Annotated in this window: 17 protein-coding genes and 1 tRNA gene; 6 read left to right on the plus strand and 12 right to left on the minus strand. The window is 44.8% G+C overall.

The features are described 5' to 3' along the window. Positions 1-250: 250 nt before the first annotated feature. From INQ51_RS02930 to INQ51_RS02950, 5 genes are all read right to left on the minus strand, one after another. Positions 251-1,000, minus strand: a complete 750-nt coding sequence (locus tag INQ51_RS02930) for a LytR/AlgR family response regulator transcription factor (protein ID WP_233376400.1) — start codon at positions 998-1,000, stop codon at positions 251-253. Position 1,001: 1 nt separating this feature from the next. Then, positions 1,002-2,054 (minus strand): sensor histidine kinase, encoded by a 1,053-nt coding sequence (locus INQ51_RS02935; RefSeq protein WP_233376401.1) that lies wholly within the window; start codon positions 2,052-2,054, stop codon positions 1,002-1,004. Between the two features lies 1 nt (position 2,055). Then, on the minus strand, positions 2,056-2,778 hold the full coding sequence (locus tag INQ51_RS02940; RefSeq protein ID WP_233376402.1) for a LiaF transmembrane domain-containing protein: 723 nt from the start codon (positions 2,776-2,778) through the stop codon (positions 2,056-2,058). Between the two features lie 96 nt (positions 2,779-2,874). Next, positions 2,875-3,246, minus strand: coding sequence for a LiaF transmembrane domain-containing protein (locus INQ51_RS02945; protein WP_233376403.1), 372 nt, complete (start codon positions 3,244-3,246; stop codon positions 2,875-2,877). Between the two features lie 151 nt (positions 3,247-3,397). Next, positions 3,398-5,104 (minus strand): glutamine--tRNA ligase/YqeY domain fusion protein, encoded by a 1,707-nt coding sequence (locus tag INQ51_RS02950; protein ID WP_233376404.1) that lies wholly within the window; start codon positions 5,102-5,104, stop codon positions 3,398-3,400. A 110-nt stretch (positions 5,105-5,214) separates the two neighbouring features. Between INQ51_RS02950 and folB the strand changes: the two genes are divergently transcribed. Then, positions 5,215-5,565 carry a dihydroneopterin aldolase gene (gene folB / locus INQ51_RS02955; protein WP_233376405.1) on the plus strand — a complete coding sequence of 117 codons (351 nt, stop codon included), beginning with the start codon at positions 5,215-5,217 and terminating at the stop codon, positions 5,563-5,565. A 677-nt stretch (positions 5,566-6,242) separates the two neighbouring features. Beyond that, positions 6,243-6,313 (plus strand) — tRNA-Cys (locus tag INQ51_RS02960). A gap of 55 nt (positions 6,314-6,368) precedes the next feature. Here the strand turns inward: INQ51_RS02960 and INQ51_RS02965 are convergent. After that, positions 6,369-7,682 carry a Gfo/Idh/MocA family protein gene (locus INQ51_RS02965; RefSeq protein ID WP_233376406.1) on the minus strand — a complete coding sequence of 438 codons (1,314 nt, stop codon included), beginning with the start codon at positions 7,680-7,682 and terminating at the stop codon, positions 6,369-6,371. Positions 7,683-7,863: 181 nt separating this feature from the next. On the opposite strand from INQ51_RS02965, the gene INQ51_RS02970 reads away from it, so the two are divergent. Beyond that, positions 7,864-8,601 carry a lysophospholipid acyltransferase family protein gene (locus INQ51_RS02970; protein ID WP_233376407.1) on the plus strand — a complete coding sequence of 246 codons (738 nt, stop codon included), beginning with the start codon at positions 7,864-7,866 and terminating at the stop codon, positions 8,599-8,601. Here the strand turns inward: INQ51_RS02970 and INQ51_RS02975 are convergent, their stop codons facing one another. Together INQ51_RS02975 and INQ51_RS02980 are read right to left on the minus strand one after the other, a co-directional pair. Then, positions 8,602-9,963 carry an APC family permease gene (locus INQ51_RS02975; protein WP_233376408.1) on the minus strand — a complete coding sequence of 454 codons (1,362 nt, stop codon included), beginning with the start codon at positions 9,961-9,963 and terminating at the stop codon, positions 8,602-8,604. A gap of 6 nt (positions 9,964-9,969) precedes the next feature. Next, entirely contained in the window at positions 9,970-10,617 is a 648-nt protein-coding gene (locus INQ51_RS02980; RefSeq protein ID WP_233376409.1) for an O-methyltransferase, read from the minus strand. Between the two features lie 492 nt (positions 10,618-11,109). Between INQ51_RS02980 and INQ51_RS02985 the strand changes: the two genes are divergently transcribed. From INQ51_RS02985 to INQ51_RS02995, 3 genes are all read left to right on the plus strand, one after another. Next, entirely contained in the window at positions 11,110-11,547 is a 438-nt protein-coding gene (locus tag INQ51_RS02985; RefSeq protein WP_233376410.1) for a peptidylprolyl isomerase, read from the plus strand. Positions 11,548-11,645: 98 nt separating this feature from the next. After that, positions 11,646-12,335 (plus strand): vitamin B12 dependent-methionine synthase activation domain-containing protein, encoded by a 690-nt coding sequence (locus tag INQ51_RS02990; RefSeq protein ID WP_233376411.1) that lies wholly within the window; start codon positions 11,646-11,648, stop codon positions 12,333-12,335. A gap of 197 nt (positions 12,336-12,532) precedes the next feature. After that, positions 12,533-12,931 (plus strand): hypothetical protein, encoded by a 399-nt coding sequence (locus tag INQ51_RS02995; protein ID WP_119438803.1) that lies wholly within the window; start codon positions 12,533-12,535, stop codon positions 12,929-12,931. A gap of 75 nt (positions 12,932-13,006) precedes the next feature. Here the strand turns inward: INQ51_RS02995 and INQ51_RS03000 are convergent, their stop codons facing one another. From INQ51_RS03000 to ftsA, 4 genes are read right to left on the minus strand one after another with little or no spacing between them, the layout of a single operon-like run. Beyond that, entirely contained in the window at positions 13,007-13,456 is a 450-nt protein-coding gene (locus tag INQ51_RS03000; protein WP_233376412.1) for a GatB/YqeY domain-containing protein, read from the minus strand. A gap of 12 nt (positions 13,457-13,468) precedes the next feature. Continuing rightward, a complete protein-coding gene (gene ftsZ, locus INQ51_RS03005) occupies positions 13,469-14,857 on the minus strand; it encodes a cell division protein FtsZ (protein WP_233376413.1) in 1,389 nt (462 codons plus the stop codon). Between the two features lie 29 nt (positions 14,858-14,886). Continuing rightward, complete coding sequence (gene ftsZ / locus INQ51_RS03010; RefSeq protein WP_233376414.1) at positions 14,887-16,191, minus strand: cell division protein FtsZ; 1,305 nt, start codon at positions 16,189-16,191, stop codon at positions 14,887-14,889. Between the two features lie 11 nt (positions 16,192-16,202). Then, positions 16,203-17,492: a cell division protein FtsA gene (gene ftsA / locus INQ51_RS03015; RefSeq protein ID WP_233376415.1), complete on the minus strand. Its 1,290-nt coding sequence runs from the start codon at positions 17,490-17,492 to the stop codon at positions 16,203-16,205.

A 17,492-nucleotide genomic window follows, 5' to 3' on the forward strand; every position in this document is an offset into this window, starting at 1 on the left:
GGTTTATGATTCAAATCGAGATCCTGAATATACAAATTATCTGCTTTCAGAAATAAGACAAAACTCACAAACCTATTCAGGCTGAGACAGAAGGGAAAAGTTTTAGGGGGAAAGCACCCGAATGCTAAAAGGGCGAGAGTTTACTGAAAACTCACAACAAAAGAAGAGAATTACACAGGCTGTGAGCCGCCAGCCCATACTGACCGCAGCGCACAGCAACACCCAAGACGACGAGCCGTCGGCTAAGGGATTAGAAGTTGAGAATATCTTTCAGGTTTTTATACCCTGTTTTGGAGACTTTCAGCTTGGTTTTATCGTGAAGAATGACCACATACGACTCTTTTTCGTATTGCTGAATCTCGGAAATTTCGTTCACCTTTACAATGTACGAACGGTGAATACGCACAAAATCATTGGGGTTCAACGACGTTTCGAAATACTTCATGGTTTTTTGCTTCATCCAGCGGCCTTCAGTGGTGTAGATCATCACGTAATCATCCATCGACTCGATGTAACGAATAGCATCCACCGGCGCAATATGGATTTTATGACGGTCTTTCACAACCACACGGTCGAGATAACCTTCGCGCGGAAAATCACTTACCTTCTCGGCCACGTCCGATTCGCGCCCTTCTGTCTGGATACGCTCTTCCACTTTTGCCACAGCTTCCACCAAACGATCCTTTGAGTAAGGTTTCAGCAGGTAGTCGGCAGCATTGTACTCAAAAGCCTTTAAAGCATACTGATCGTAGGCGGTGGCAAATATGATCTGTGGTTTATGTTCGAGCAATTCAAGCATCTCAAAACCTGTAATTTTGGGCATTTGAATATCGAGGAAAACAAGGTCAGGCTTTAATTCATTGATCATTTTCACCCCTTCAAACCCGTTTTCGCATTCGGCAATGATCTCAATGGATTCAATGTCCGACAAAAAATTCTTCATAAGGTTGCGGGCCAGCTCTTCGTCTTCCACAATGATGGTGCGCAATTTTTCGGTCATTTTATTTCTGTTTTTGTGGTATGTTCAAAGTTACGGTAAATTCGTTGTTGTTGTCCTCGATCCTTAACAAATGCGGATTCCCATATATCACCTGGAGCCGGTCGCGAATGTTACGCAAACCAATGCCCTCGCCTTTTTTGCTTAACACATTTTTATCGTAGGTATTGCTGATAACAATTTCGAGCATGTTTCCGTTGAGGCGGCAGTGGGTAATTACATCGATGGTTTCGGTGGCCTCGTAAACACCGTATTTTATTGCATTTTCGTACAAAGGCTGAAGAATCATGTTCGGAATTTCGGCTTTCATACAATCCTCTTCGATGGCAAAAACCGGGTTCAGTTTTTTCCCAAAGCGCACTTTTTCGATGCTGAGATACAGCTTATTATTTTCGAGTTCGCGCATAAAAGTTACCTTCTCATCCTGGTCGTGTTTAAGCGAATAGCGCATCAGCTGCGACAGGTTGATCACCATTTCCTGCGCCCGCGCGGGATCGGTCATGGTAAGCGACGAGATACTGTTCAGACTGTTGAACAAAAAGTGCGGGTTTATCTGCGATTTTAAAGCATGTAATTCCGCCTCTTTTACCAAAGCTTTCAGGTGTGTTTCGTTCTTCGATTTTTCCTTGAAGGCATAGTAGTAATTTACAGCATAGAAAAAAACCACAAAGCCAACGTACATAATATATCCGGCCACCGTGCGACCTAAAACCGTATGATCGAGCCACTGCCGTGCATTGGGATGAAAGGCCTTTACCACTACCACTCCAATGTACATCCAGATAAAAACGATGATGGTAGCTGCGATCAGATGCGCCAGAATAACCCGCAGAATGCTATTGTCTTCGAGTGTACTGAACTTAATCACGTACCAGATAGCCGCTCCAATCAGGGCGTAAAGAATAAGAAATGTAAAGGTTTCAACAACAGAGTTGCCAAGCGGAACTCCGTTTACCAATGTAGCAATCAGCACCAGAACCGTAGAAACAAGTATCCAGAACAGTCCGTAAGCGATGGTGAGCTTTGGATTGGATATAAACGGATGGCGGATGTCCATTTTACATGTATTTTACTTCCACCCCACCAAACGCTGCAAATCCTTTTATGATCAGCGTTTTTGAAGGATCGGAAACAATATGATTAATGGAAGATCCCCGTTTATCGGTAAATGCACCAAAAACAGCCGTAACTTCATTTTTGATGGTCCAGTCGGGCGGAACTTTAAAACTGCATCCTCCGAATATGGAAACGCAGTCAACAACCGCACCGTTCGGTGAAAGCTGTGCCTGCCGAAGATCGTATTCGGCACCACCAAAAACAGAGGTTGTTTTTCCTCCGACAAAACTTTTTGAATCGATGTAGACTTCCCTTCCGCCAAACATCACAAATTCATCAAAGTAGTTAATTCCGTAAGCTCTACCGGGATCGAAGGTTGGTTGTTCGCGCGGAGTGTTGTGTTTTCCAAAATGCGTGACCAGCAAAACTACACCGATAAGAATAATCAGCAATGGCCAGCCAATTCGTTTCAGTTCATACGGAATGCTCATCATTTCAGGCATAAGAAAAAAACCACCGATAACGATCAATACGGTTCCGGTTGTTTTGTTTCCTCCGATAAGTGAGAACACCCCGATACCTATCAGCAACATTTGCCAGGAAATGAGAATATCATTCCAAAAATCAGGAATCAGGTTGAGTCGTTCCATAATCCACAATACGCCAATAACGATCATGAATACGCCAAAATATACTCTTTTATTCGATGATTCTCTTTTCTCCATTGCTATCGAATTTTAGAAATTCAAAATTAGGTTCGTTGCTTCTAATGCCTGCTCTCTATTCGGTAAACAAAGCATAATTGTCGGTTAATATACACATTATAACAATCGGGCAACAATTGCCACCCCAAATCCGATCAGAATAAGCGGTAATAAAAGGAAAACTGTAATTCCGGGGAAAAATAATTTGGGGATTAAAAAGATGCCTCCCACTACCAAAAGTACCAGTCCGACAGGACGCCGTCCAGCCATCAGCACCAGCCCGACAATGATCAGTATCACCGGCCAGGAGAAAATCAGATGCCCCAGTTTAGTGGCCGTCAGTTGAAAAGGGATAAAAACATTCTGAAAATGATGAAACGGGAACATCGAAAAAGCCCCGCTCTGTTTTATTAGCCACAATATTCCGAATACGATCAAAAATACCGCCAGCAGTTTTTTTGAGTTGTCGTTGTGTGGTTTCTCCTGCATGATGTTGATGTTTTATGATTTCGGGATTAAAGGTAGGAAACACCTGCACACCGCGCAGTTTACATTCGGTTAACAAAGGGGATATGTCGGTAAAAGGAATGATCGGAAACCAGAAAGCACAAAAAAAGCGGGAAATGATCCCGCCTTCTACTTATTCTTTGCCTTGGGCTTTTGCCCACGAATCTCTTAATGCAACTGTTCGGTTAAACACCGGTTTTTCGGGAGTCGAATCCGGGTCCATATTAAAGTACCCGAGTCGTTCGAACTGGAAATGGTCCAGCGGTTTCGAATCTTTAATAAACGGTTCCAGGTAACAATCGCTCAGTACGCTCAACGAATCAGGATTCATAAATTCCTTGAAATCTACGTCCTTGTGACCATTGGGATCTTCATCGTTAAAAAGACGATCGTACAAACGTACTTCTGATTTTACACCATGCGTAGCCGACACCCAGTGAAGCGTTGCCTTTACTTTACGCCCGTCGGGTGAATTTCCGCCTTTTGAAGCCGGATCGTAGGTACAATGCAACTCCGTGATTTCTCCGTTTTCGTCTTTGATCACATCCGTGCAAGTCACAAAATAAGCGTAACGCAAACGTACTTCCCTGCCCGGTCCGAGACGGAAGAATTTACGTGGCGGATCTTCCATAAAATCATCGCGCTCGATGTAAATCTCTCTTGTAAAAGGCACTTTACGCATTCCCATGGTTTCATCTTCCGGGTTATTGACCGCATCCAATTCTTCCACCAGATCCTCCGGATAGTTGGTGATCACTACTTTCAGCGGGTTGATCACTCCCATTACCCGCTGTGCTGTTTTATTTAAATGTTCGCGCACGCTGAACTCGAGCAGCGAAACATCGATCATTCCGTCCACTTTTGTTACTCCGATCTTATCCGAGAAATTCCGGATCGATTCGGGCGTATAACCACGGCGGCGCAAACCCGAAATGGTGGGCATCCGCGGATCGTCCCAACCGCTTACATGCCCGTCTTTTACCAGCTCGAGCAGTTTACGCTTGCTCATCACGGTGTAAGTCAGGTTCAAACGCGCAAATTCAATCTGGCGCGGACGGTAGTCACTATCTTTTAACTGATCGATAAACCAATCGTACAAGGGACGGTGCACCTCAAATTCCAGCGTACAGATGGAATGTGTAATTCCTTCCCAATAGTCACACTGCCCGTGGGCAAAATCGTACATCGGGTATACACACCACTTGTCTCCGGTGCGGTGGTGATGCGCTTTCATGATCCGGTAAATAATCGGGTCGCGCATGTGCATGTTGGGCGAAGTCATATCAATTTTTGCCCGCAACACTTTTTCACCTTCATTGAATTCGCCGGCTGTCATCCTTTCAAACAAATCCAGGTTTTCTTCCACCAAACGATTACGATGCGGACTTTCCATCCCCGGTTTCTGAGGAGTACCTTTCTGGCTACTGATGGTTTCTGCATCCTGATCATCCACATAGGCTTTCCCTTCTTTGATCAACTGGATCGCAAAAGCATGCAGTTTCGGGAAAAAATCAGAAGCATAATACAGGCGGTTTTCCCAGTCGAATCCCAGCCAGTGTACGTCTTCCATGATGGATTCAACATATTCTGTCTCTTCTTTCGAAGGATTGGTATCGTCGAAACGCAGATTGGTTTTACCTCCGTATTGCTGGGCAAGGCCAAAATTCAAGCAGATAGACTTTGCGTGACCAATGTGCAAATAACCGTTTGGTTCCGGGGGAAAACGCGTATGAACCCGCTTGTCATTCTTCCCGGCTGCCAGATCAGCATCGATCTGCATGTTTATAAAGTTGGCCTTCTTTTTGGCTTCCGTATTGTTGGCTGTGTTATTTTCTGACATATTTTTAGAATTAACCCCTCATTTAAAAGCCTACAAAATTAAAAAATGATTTGTGAGAAAGGCGGCTACCCTCTCATTTTATTACTTTTGTGCCCACATATTTAAAAAACATGGGAGTTATTGAAATCGAGGGCATGAAGTTTTATGCCTATCACGGGCATTTTGCAGCAGAACAGATCGTTGGGAATAATTTTGAGGTGTATGCGCGGATTGAGGCAAATTGCAGCAAGGCCGGAGAAAGTGATAATCTGGACGACGCACTGAATTACCAGGCGGTATACGAAACCATTCAGAAAGAAATGCAAATAAAATCGGCACTGCTCGAAAACGTTGCAACCCGGATTCTTGACGCGCTGTACGCTGAATTTTCGGCCATTGAAAAAGCAAAAATCAAAATTTCGAAAATGAACCCGCCGATGGGTGGTGAAATGGAACGGGTAAGTGTAACGCTGGAAAGATAGGGAAAGGTGGAGAAAAAGGCGAAGGCGGAGGCGCAGATGTTCGAGATGTTTACTCCTTATATGGTTAAGTCAGCAGTCGTAGTTATTGAAGTCATAAAAAAATTTTCAATACCCAATGTTGAATAACCAGTCACTTGTTCGTTGTAGCTAGTAGCTTGTAGTTTATTTTCCCATTTACGCATTAAAGCATTCATGCATTTATGCCTTCAATAACCGAGAATGGAAACTCAACCCACAATCTACTTCAATCTATCAGTCGAATCAATCCTCTTTCCACGTTAATCAATCACAAGGATGTTATCAAATATTTAATTACCAATGTAATCCTGACATTTATCAAATTTTTCAAATTTTTAATTCGTATTTTCGAAAACACAAATTTCAACCTTTACAACCATGTTTTTGAGTACGAAGAATTTGAGCGAAGGAGGCTGCCGCGACAAGTGTTTCGGCGGACGAAAGAGAGAGTTGCAAGAGGGAAAGAACCCAAAATCGATACAAGAGAATGCATATGTTGCACAAGGCACACATGTAAATTCACACTGGCAAAAATTGCGGAAATAAGCACGATTTATCGTTCCCTGTTGCAGGAACTAATAAAATTTATATTTTTGCACACCGAAACGAACAAGGTTCCTTGGTCCCGAGTACTCGGGACTAGGAAGCAACTCAAAAATGGTTCCTTGGCCGAGTGGCTAGGCAGCGGTCTGCAAAACCGCGTACGGCGGTTCGAATCCGCCAGGAACCTCACAAAAGAAGGGCAATCTGAAAAGACTGCCCTTCTTTTTTTATCCGATCGTATCTTATAATTTCCAGGGTTCACGGTATTGGTACTGCATGTATGCCACCGCAGCCTCATCGTTTCCAAACGACTGTGCTTTTGGATCCCAGATAATTTCGCGTCCCAGGTCGCAGGCAATATTACCCAGCGTACAAACGGTGCACGAACTGTGTCCGATTTCCACCGGCACCACCGGATCGATCCGTTTTTTAACCGCTTCAATAAAATTAACCTGGTGCGGAATTTTTGTTTCATACGGCGTATCGTCATCCGCTTGCCCGCTGTCAGCTGGAAGCAACGAATCATCCGAAGCTTTATAATGGCCGCGGGATACTTCAATCCAGCCATTATCGCCCCAGAATTTCACACCTTTGGTTTTTGCTTCGTCAAAAGTTTCAGAAGTCATTACCACACCATTGGCGTATTCGTAATGAATAAATTCTGAACCGTCGCCGATGGGTGCAATTTTAACCGGGCCGTTGTTATCCATTCCCAGTCCCCACTGAGCAATGTCGAACATGTGTGCGCCCCAGTCGGTAGTGAAACCACCACCCATTTCCTTGTACCAGCGCCATCCGCCCCAGAACTCTTCATCTTTTGGAGGATTGAGCGAAATAGGCGGATTCAATTCCTTGTTAAAGTGAATATCTCCGCGCAGAGGCCCTAACCACAGATCCCAGTTCAGATCTTCCGGCACGGTTTCTTCCGGCAAATTATAAGGCGTTGGAGGAGCACCAACATAAGCGTTTACTTTTTCAATTTTGCCAATGGCTCCGCTTTGCACCAATTTTACGGCATGCTGGAAGTTTGGATCCGATCTTTGCTGACTTCCGATTCCGAGAATACGGTTGTTTCCGCGTACTGCCTTGATTAACTCCTGCCCTTCTTTAATAGTGAAGGTCATCGGTTTTTCCAGGTAAACATCTTTCCCTGCATTACATGCTGCAATGGCAATAAGTGCATGCCAGTGGTCAGGTACCGCAATAACAACGGCATCAATGTCTTCGCGCGCCAGCAGGTCGGTAAAACGTTCGTACGATTTTACTTCCACGTTTTGCTGCTTCGAAGCATAAAACTCATTCACCTTGTTTTCAAAACGGGTACGTTTGCGGCCGTAAACGTCGCAGCCAGCCACCACTTTAACACCGGCAATCTGGAGAAAACCATTCAGCAGAAACATGGCTTGTCGTCCCAGGCCAATAATTCCCAGGCGAATCCCCTCCTCCGCCACTGCTTTTGTTGCACAAGAACTCAAAGAAGGCAAAATAGTAATACCGGCCAATCCAACGGCGGTAGTGCCAATAAACCTCCTTCTCGAAAAATTTTCTTTACTCATAATATAATTTGTTAAAGGTTTTGTTTTGCGAAGTATAAAAATAGGAATCTCAAGTGATTGTAAAAACAGATTGAAGTGGAAATTTACATAATAAAGTAACAGAAAATTACGCGAACCGATAAAAATTCTTTTAGCATATTTGTGAACGTGAAATCTGTTATCAAATACAGACTTTTTTAAGATGAAAATACTTCGAATAATTTTATTAAGCCCGTTGGCGCTTATCCGCTTGCTACTGGTGTTGCTATCCACCCTCTTTTTTTCGACCATTGCTTTGGTTTGGATGAAAATTTCCGGGTTCAGCCGAAAGGTTCAGCGGTGGACCATGGGTAACTGGGGCAAATCGCTTACCTGGATTTGTGGCATCCGGCTCGATAAAAAAGCCTTCCCCGACGACAGCAACTTTATTTTAATGTCGAACCATCGCAGCTACCTCGATATTTTCATTATTGCCGGGTTAACGCCCTCGGCCATGGTAGGGAAAGCAGAAATTGCCAAATGGCCGCTGGGAAAACTGGCCATGACCGTTTCGAATTCCATTTTGGTGGACCGCAACAATACCAGCAGTCTGATCAATACCATGAAAAAAATAAAAGAATCGGTTTCCCAGGGAATTCCGGTTACCTTGTTTCCCGAAGGCACTACCTACAAAGGACCGTTAACCAAAACCTTCAAAAACGGCAGTTTTAAAATAGCCGCTGAAACCGGAATCCCGGTTATTCCGATGGCCATTCAATACAAAGACAGGGAAGATGCCTGGGTGGGCGACGACACATTTTTGGGACATTTCTTCCGACAGATAAGCAAGCCTGTAACTCACGTCGAGATTCAATACGGAACACCTCTTATTCTTGCTGATTACAAAGAGCTACAAGCAAAAACAAAGGAAAGCATCGACCACATGCTCAAAGAGATGTAATCAATTTTTGAGCTTCTTCTTTCGGGCATTGAACCAATAAAACACCGGTATTCCGGAAAGTACGGTCAGGATGGCAACCGACGATTCAACAGGCCGCTGACAATATGCCAGCACCAACATTGCAATGCCGGTTATGATAAAAATGAGGTGCACCCAAGGATATCCCCACAATGGTAAAACACTCTTTTCCCTTTTTCGCAAAACAAAAACTCCTGCCACGGCCAACACGGGAAAGATACCCAATGCAAAGCCCATGTATACCAGTATCTGTTCGAAGGTGCCCGACAAAACCAGCACAATGGCAATAACAGCCTGCAGGTAAAGGGCGTTAACCGGCACTTTTCTTTTCGGATGAATGACAGCAATGCTTTTGAAAAAATAGCCATCACGCGCCATCTGGAAATACACCCGGGGCCCCAGAATAATAAAGGCACTTAGCGAAGAAAACAGCGCAAAGGCAATTAGCAAAGAAATGATTTTCTCCGCCACCGGGCCAAATGCGTTACCGGCTGCCAGCCCGCCAATTTCGGTTTCTCCCACCATCTGCCCCGGAGGAATGGCGTACACAAAAAACAAATTCAGCAAGACATATAACACCGTTACAATCAGCGTTGAAATTAAAAGTGAACGAAGAATAACTTTTCGCGGATTTCTAATCTCAGAACCAATGTAGGTGGCCGAATTCCAACCACTGTAGGCAAACATAACAAAAACCAGCGCTAACCCAATTTCCTTCCAATTGGCAAAATCAAAACGCATAAGCGATGATGACCGGAAATGCGTAAAACTCCCTTCACCAAAAGCAAAACCGGCCACAATCAGTCCAATCAAAAGCAAAACCTTAAAAACGGTCAACACATTTTGAATGCGCGCTCCGAAAACAACTCCCAAAGAATGAATCAAACTAAAACCAAGGATTAACAAGATGGCTAAAACACTGCTGAAAGTTTCGGGAGTAATTACTCCGTTCAGCATTAATTCGTTCTGAAACCCAGGAAAGGCCCAGGTTAGGTATTTGCTGAAACCGATGGCGGATGCCGCAATGGGAGCGGAAAACGCAACCAGCAGAGATAACCATCCGCTTAAAAAGCCCAGCAGCGGGCTAAACAATTTCGAAATAAAAACGTACTCACCGCCGGCCTCGGGATAGGCTGCCCCCAATTCTCCAAAAGCCAGCGCCCCGCAAAACGAGATCACACCGCCCACACACCATAAAATGATCATCATCCAGGGGTTTCCCAGAAAATCCATAATGTAACCGGTGGTGGTAAAAATTCCGGCTCCGATAATGTTTGCGACCACGATATTTGTGACCGGAAACAGGCCTAATTTTCGTTCAAGTTGCTGATTTGAGTCCGACAATGGCTTTTATTTTGACGCCTTTTTGTAGCTGATCGAAATTCCCTCCCGGCTTTCTTCGGCGAAAGTTGTTTTATAATTACTCAGGCTTTCAACGTACTCCAGGAACTCGCGAATACCGTTGGCTCTCATAGCTGTATTATGCGCGGTAAAACATCCGCCCACCTTCAGCTTCGGATCCATCGCCACGAAATAGTTCTTGTACCAGTATTTATCGGCGTCGCTGAAAACAAAGTCGTATTCGCCTTCCAACTTCGGGACCAGCTCATGTGCATCGGCCAACCGCGCGTCAATGTATTTGGAAACACCGGCTTTTTTGAAATTGGCCTTTGCTTCGAGATACCGTTTGGTGTCGATTTCAATGGTCACCAGTTTTCCTCCCGTTTTACTAAGGGCCCATGCAATCCATATAGCCGAATGCCCCGTAGAAGTTCCGATCTCCACGGCTTTGGTGTAGCCATTCTTTAAAATGATGTCGTACAAAGCCTTTCCGTCCGAAATCGGCACATTCATATCTCTCCAGTTGGTAGCATTGTCTTCCAGAAATGCCATAATTTTTTTATCGAGTTTGGTTTCAACTGGTGGATACTGGGCATTGACATTTACCGCCACAGAAAGCAAGAAAACAAACAGTAGTATTCTTTTTTCAAGTTTCATTTAAAGTCGATTTAGAAGTCATAAAGTTAAAATATTTCGGCGAAAATATGCCAGGTCGCGCTTTCCACGATGTTTTGTACAACATACTTTTGCAAGTCAGAACACAACATAACAGGACAATGACATATGTCATTTCTACCCTCTTTCTATTTTAGTTAACTTTGCAGAGCATTTGGGATTCATCCCATATTGTGTGTTTGGGGGTTAACATTTGAGAAGGAGACTGATGAGTCTCCTTCTTTCTTTTACCTCAACTCCCAACCGATCCCAATTCATACTGTAACGATCTATACCTAAGCCAACAGACGCAATTATTCGCAGTTCCGAGAAATCCGGCAACTTTTTCTACATTTGTATTGGATTAAAGTTGATTAATATGAGACAAGCATGACAAGCAGCTCAGATCAACAGCTGATTATCCGTTAGACGACGGACATGCAAATTTCATCAAACATTTGACGTACCATAAAAAACAAACAATATTTAAGTAATATGAAAATAGCAGAAATTCATACCGAGAAAGGGGTAATGAAAGTTAAGTTTTTCGAAGAAGATGCCCCGGGAACCGTTTCGAATTTTATCAATTTGTCGGAATCAGGTTTTTACGATGGTCTTACCTTTCACCGGGTAATTCCCAATTTCGTAATTCAGGGAGGTTGCCCTGACGGAACCGGTGCCGGTGGCCCGGGTTATACCATCAAATGCGAACTGGACGGGAACAATCAGTACCACGACCGCGGTGTACTTTCGATGGCTCATGCCGGAAGAAATACCGGTGGCTCGCAGTTTTTCATTTGCCATAACCGCGAAAACACCCAACACCTCGACCGTCATCACACTTGTTTTGGAAAAGTGTTTGAAGGTTTGGAAGTGATCGATGCCATCCGTGGAGGAGATGTAATTGAAAAGATTGTCATTACCGAAGGCTAAGCAAAATTGCATATAAGCAAAAGGGGAAGTGTTCAACATTTCCCCTTTTTTGTTCGCGCTCGCATCTTTATTGTATCTTTCGCTCTCTCATTTAAATTATGATCCGCGCGTTTACATATCAATTTGAAGAATTGGGCGTAATCCCCGCCGACCTTTACGATTTGATGGGGTTTGAGGAAGACCTTCCTGAACCTTTTCCTGAGATGATTGCATATGCGCTTAGTAAGGCTCCCCAACTTTTTAACATCAGCGGTGGCTTCAAACGGTTTGAAAGCATTGAAGTAAATCTCCTAAATGAAACACTGAAGCTGGAAAATGAGCTTTTTCATCCGTCGAAAATTGTTACTACCCAACTACGAAAATCAAGCGCTGCAGCCCTTTTTGTTTGCACTGCAGGTGAAGGTATTTCAAACCATGCAGCTAAAACAACAAAAAATGACCCGGTGCTGGCCTATATTTTTGACGTGCTGGGATCGGTAACCGTAGAAAAAGCCATGGATAACATTCAAATGAAATTGAATCATGAGGTAAAACAGGAAGGCATGAACATTTCGGACCGTTACTCGCCCGGGTACTGCAACTGGAGTGTGAGCGAGCAACAGAAGCTTTTCTCCCTTCTTCCCAACAACTTTTGCGGTGTTACTCTTTCCGCCTCATCGCTCATGCATCCCATCAAGTCGGTTAGCGGGATTATCGGAATTGGCAGCGGTCTTACGCAAAAAGGCTACCAGTGCAAGTGGTGTTCCGACACCAACTGTATCTTCCGCCGAATAAAACGCACCAAGTAAACTTTTATATATCAGTAAGTTTTAACTAAACTTTCCACGAATTCAAAAAAAATAGGTAAGTACTATTGCAAATGTCGGATTAAGGATATTTATTTGTCGAAGAAAAATGACAGTTTATTGTACGAATTCAATGAGGGGATGCTCCGGCGTCTGTGTTATGAAATATTTAGTAAACAATAACTTAACGGGCTACAAAAATGACAATTAGCAAACCCAGAGTAATAAAAGATTATAACAAGCTTGACAAAGAATTACAACAACAAATCAAGCTGATTTATGCCGATGGCTTCGCCGACAACCTTATCCATTTTTTTGACAAAAACGGGCAAAAAATTACCGTTCTTCCGTTCGAAACCGAGGACAAGTACTACATGTTAAGGATGACGGAAAACGAAGCCGTTGCACTGGTTGACGAGGACGATGATTACGATGATGAAGGATTCCTGAAGGATGAAGTAAAACAGGAATACGAAGACAAGTACTCTGAACTGGATCACATCGCCGACAAGTTAAACGATGATGAGGATATTCCGGATGATGACGATGACGACGATGATGATGGTGGTGACGACGAAGGAGACGACGACGATTTCTAAAATAAAAAAGGCTGGTGGTTACCAGCCTTTTCTTTTTCTATTTTACCTATAGTTCTGTATGGATTATTACGGCTGTTAGCTTAAAAGCTCTTTTACTTTTGCTGAAATATCTTTGCCGTCGGCCTGACCAGCCAGTTTTTTGGAAGCAATTCCCATTACTTTTCCCATGTCTTTCATCGAAGTGGCCCCCACTTCTTCCACAATGGCTTTCACGACAGCGCTTAATTCTTCGTCCGACATTTTTGCAGGTAAATACTGTTCATAAACAGCTACCTGCGCCATTTCCTGTTCGTACAGGTCTTCCCTGCCCTGCTCCTTAAATATGGCAGCTGCATCGCTCCCCTGTTTGGCCAGTTTGGAAATGATCTGCAAAGCTTCCTCGTCGCTCAGTTCGGCTCCGGCACCTTTGGCAGATTTGGCTTCCAGCATTACTTTCTTGATTCCGCGGATGGCTTCCAGCTTTTCCTTCTCGCGTGCTTTCATCGCCTCCTTGATATCGTTGTTGATTTGATCGAATAATGACATAACGTTTGTTTTTTAGTCTACTTTATCGTGTAAATAACTATTACGGTCTGAAATCTGGTTGTTCCGGTTCACCGAATACTTCGACGGCTTTTTCTGAAACTTTGGGTCGTTCATCCGAATCTGGCGCCGGCGGTAGGCCGGAATCTTATCCAGGTCATCCATATCTTCCTCGCTTAGCGTTGAATAATCGGACAGGTCAAGCTCTTTCTCCGGAGTACTACGTTTACGGCTGGTAGTGGGATACAGGTTTTCAAATTCCATGTCTTCGATCTCCCGTTCCTTCCGGATATCGAATTCAAAGGTTTTCTGACCGGCCGAATGCCCTTGTGCCTGTTTGGCATGACTTGCAGAATGGTCGCCTCCGGTGCTTACATCGTCCGAAAGATACACTCTTTCCTTTTGCGGACTGTTTTCGTGTATTCCGGAAAGAATGCTGCTCGGAAAGCCGGTGGCAATCACTGTCACCGAAAGTTCTTCATCGAGGCTTTCATCAATGCCGTTTCCCCAAATCAGGTCGGCATCAAAACCGGCCTTGTTTTGAACGTAATCTGTAATACGGCCCACTTCGGCCATCGTAACTTCCCGTTCGCCTGAGGTAATTTGAATCAACACATTCCGTGCTCCGCGAATATCGTTATTGTTTAACAAGGGTGAATTCAATGCCTGTTCCACTGCTTCTTCCGCCCGGTTATCGCCCACTGCGACACCAGTTCCCATTACCGCCATCCCGCTTTTGCGCATCACGGTTTCCACATCGGCAAAATCGACGTTGATATAGCCGGGCACCGTAATAATTTCAGCAATGCCTTTGGCGGCAGTCGATAATATATTGTCGGCTCTCAGAAAGGCTTCGGATATGCCAAAGTCGCCGTACATTTCGCGAATGCGTTCGTTGTTGATCACCAACAGCGAATCCACATATTTTTCCAGTTCCTTGATGCCCTCGTAGGCCTGCTTGATTCTTCTTCTTCCCTCGTTTCGGAAAGGGATGGTAACAATGGCCACTGTAAGGTATCCCTTTTCGTGACAGGCCTGTGCAATTACCGGCGCAGCTCCGGTACCGGTACCGCCGCCCATTCCGGCGGTAATAAATACCATCTTGGTATCTTTCTCCAGCGCCTTTTTTACATCCTCAATGTTTTCGATGGCAGCCTGCCGTCCCATTTCCGGTTTATTCCCGGCACCTCGTCCTTCGGTAAGGGTGGCACCCAGCTGTACTTTTAACCGGATCGGGCTGTTTTCCATCGCCTGGGCATCGGTGTTGCAAATCATATAACCTACATCACGGATTCCATGCTCGTGCATGTGATTAACGGCATTTCCTCCGCCTCCTCCAACTCCCACTATTTTTATTACCGTTCCCGGTTCTTCCTTTAGATTAAAATTTGCCAGTTTTTCCATTTTCCAGTCATTAAAAGGGTTAAGTGGTATTAATCCATCGATTGGTCATCCTCTTCAAAAAACTTGCTCAAACCAAAGTTCTTAAAGAACCAGTTATCTACGTTCGATTCAGCCACCGGCTCATCCCTTGTACTTTTATCCTTCTTCTCTCGCTTGGCTTTCTTTTCTTTTTTTCTGTCGTATTCCTGTTTCGGAGGCCTGATGATAATGGTTTCTTCAGGTTCCGGCGCATAGTCAACGGTTTCCTCTTCTTCCTCTTCGCGGTTACTAAAGTCGAAACTCACAAAGCCTTCGTTGGCTTTTTCTTCTTCTTCCAGGTCAAACTTTTGGGTTTCCTGTGCGGGCTGCAACACTCGGTTCGGGTTGGTCACAAAACCCGTAGCCAAAATGGTTACGCTGATTTTGTCTCCCAAACGGTCGTCGTATCCGTTCCCCCAGATAATATCCGCCTCCTGTCCTGCTTTTTCCTGCAGCGCTTCAATAATTTCACCGATCTCTCCAATTCTTACTTCCTCGCTTCCGGAAATAATGTTTAGCAGAATATTTTTGGTCCCGAAAATATCGTTGCTGTCAAGCAGCGGCGACTCCAAAGCAGCCTGTACCGCATCCATCGCACGTCCTTCGCCGGTTGCAAAACCGGTTCCCATAATGAAAACGTCACTTTTGTGCATTACAGTATGCACATCAGTATAATCGATGTTTACATTTCCGTGAACCGTGATGATCTCGGCAACTCCCTTCACCGCCGTAGCAATGATGTTGTCAGCCATTTTAAAGGCTTTGCTTGCTGGCAGATCGCCGTAAATATTGTGTAGCCGGTCGTTGCTAATCACCAGCATACTGTCGACAGATTCTTTTAACTTTTTGATGCCTTCCTGCGCCTGGTCGTAGCGTTTGCGTCCTTCGGCGGGCGAAGGAATGGTTACCACCGCAATGGTGAGAATATCCAGCTCACGTGCCAGCGCAGCAATAACGGGTGCTGCACCTGTTCCGGTGCCACCGCCCATTCCGGCAGCGATAAACAGCATCTTGGTATTATCCTGCAGAACCTTTTTCAGGTCTTCATAGTTTTCACGGGCTGCTTCTTCGCCCATCTCTGGCTTATTTCCCGCTCCCCGTCCTTCAGTAAGCGTAACACCCAACTGTATTTTTACGGGTACCGGACTGTTTTCCAACGCCTGCGCATCGGTATTGCAAATAATGTAGTCAACCCCTCTAATGCCTTCTTCGTACATGTGATTGACCGCATTGCAGCCAGCCCCTCCCGCACCTATCACCTTAATAATGGAAGAGGTTGCTTTTGGAAATTGAAAGTTTACGAATTCTTCGGCCATATTGTGATTTTTTAATTTAATTCTGCATCTGAACCATCGGTATCAAAAAGATTGAGCGCCCCCTGTACTACATCTTTGAAGAGCGGCCCAAAACGGCGTTCCTTTTTCTTGCTGCTTTTTACCTGCACCCGTTCGGTAACGGTTCCGGTTCCGGTTGAACTCAGCATTAATTTTAAAGTCCCCAGTGCGGTAAAAAGTTCAGGATTGCGAAATTCTTCCTTGCGGTTTACCGGGTGAATAACGGGATGGGCATTCCGGGCGTCCATGGCGGTTTTGAATTTCACCAGCGATATCATGTTGTCGAGTTTTGCCGTGCCTCCGGTTATAACAATTCCCGATCCGAGGTTGTTTTCGATCCCCGATTTTTCAATCTGAATATTCACGCACTCAATGATCTCTTCCAGGCGGGCCTGAATAATATAAGCCAGGCTTTTAAAGGAAATATCGCGCGGTTCCCAGCCGTTTTCACCGGCTATGGTTACCACTTTCTGCTCGTCGGCAAAATCGCCCATTGCCTGTCCGTATTTTACTTTTAGCAGCTCGGCCTTTTTCAAAAAGATCGAGCATCCTTCTTTTATGTCGTTTGTCACTACCTGTCCGCCAAAAGGAACTACCGCAGTGTGTTTTAAAACGTTGTCCTGAAAAACCGCAATATTCGTAGTGCCGGCGCCAAAATCCATCACAATTACGCCCACCTCTTTTTCTTCAGAACTTAATACTGCTTCCGAAACAGCCAGCGAAGCATGAACGATTTCGCCCAATTCAAACCCCGCTTTGTCAAAAACTAGCTTCAGGTTGTTTACGTATTGTGTGGGCATTACCACCAGCTTAAAGTGGGCTTCAATCTTCCGCCCGGTACTACCCACCGGTTTTTCCACTTCGTGTTCGTCGTCGATAATGTACGAAGTAGGAATCACCTGCACCACTTTGTAATCCTGCTGAATCTCCACTCTTTCGGCTTCGTCGAGCAGGCGCTGAACATCGGGGGCAGTCACAAAGCCTTCGCCCGAAGTAAGCGAGGTAGCGCGGTAATCGATGGTTTGCATTTTAGATCCGGCAAATGCAACGTGCACCTGCTCCGGCTTTTCGTCCAGCTGATTTTCGAGCAGGTCAAGCAAATCACCGAGCGCCTCGGCAGCCTCCTCAATGTTTACAATCACCCCCCGTTTTATTCCTTTCGAGGATATTTGAGCTGTGCCCAGTATTTCCATTTTACCCAGCTCCGTTAGTTTTCCGGCCAGCGCCACCATTTTTGACGTGCCCAGGTCAACAACCACCGAAAAATTCTGTTTTGAAGCCAT

It is taken from the genome of Maribellus sp. CM-23 (assembly GCF_021354595.1).
Classification (GTDB): Bacteria; Bacteroidota; Bacteroidia; order Bacteroidales; family Prolixibacteraceae; genus Draconibacterium.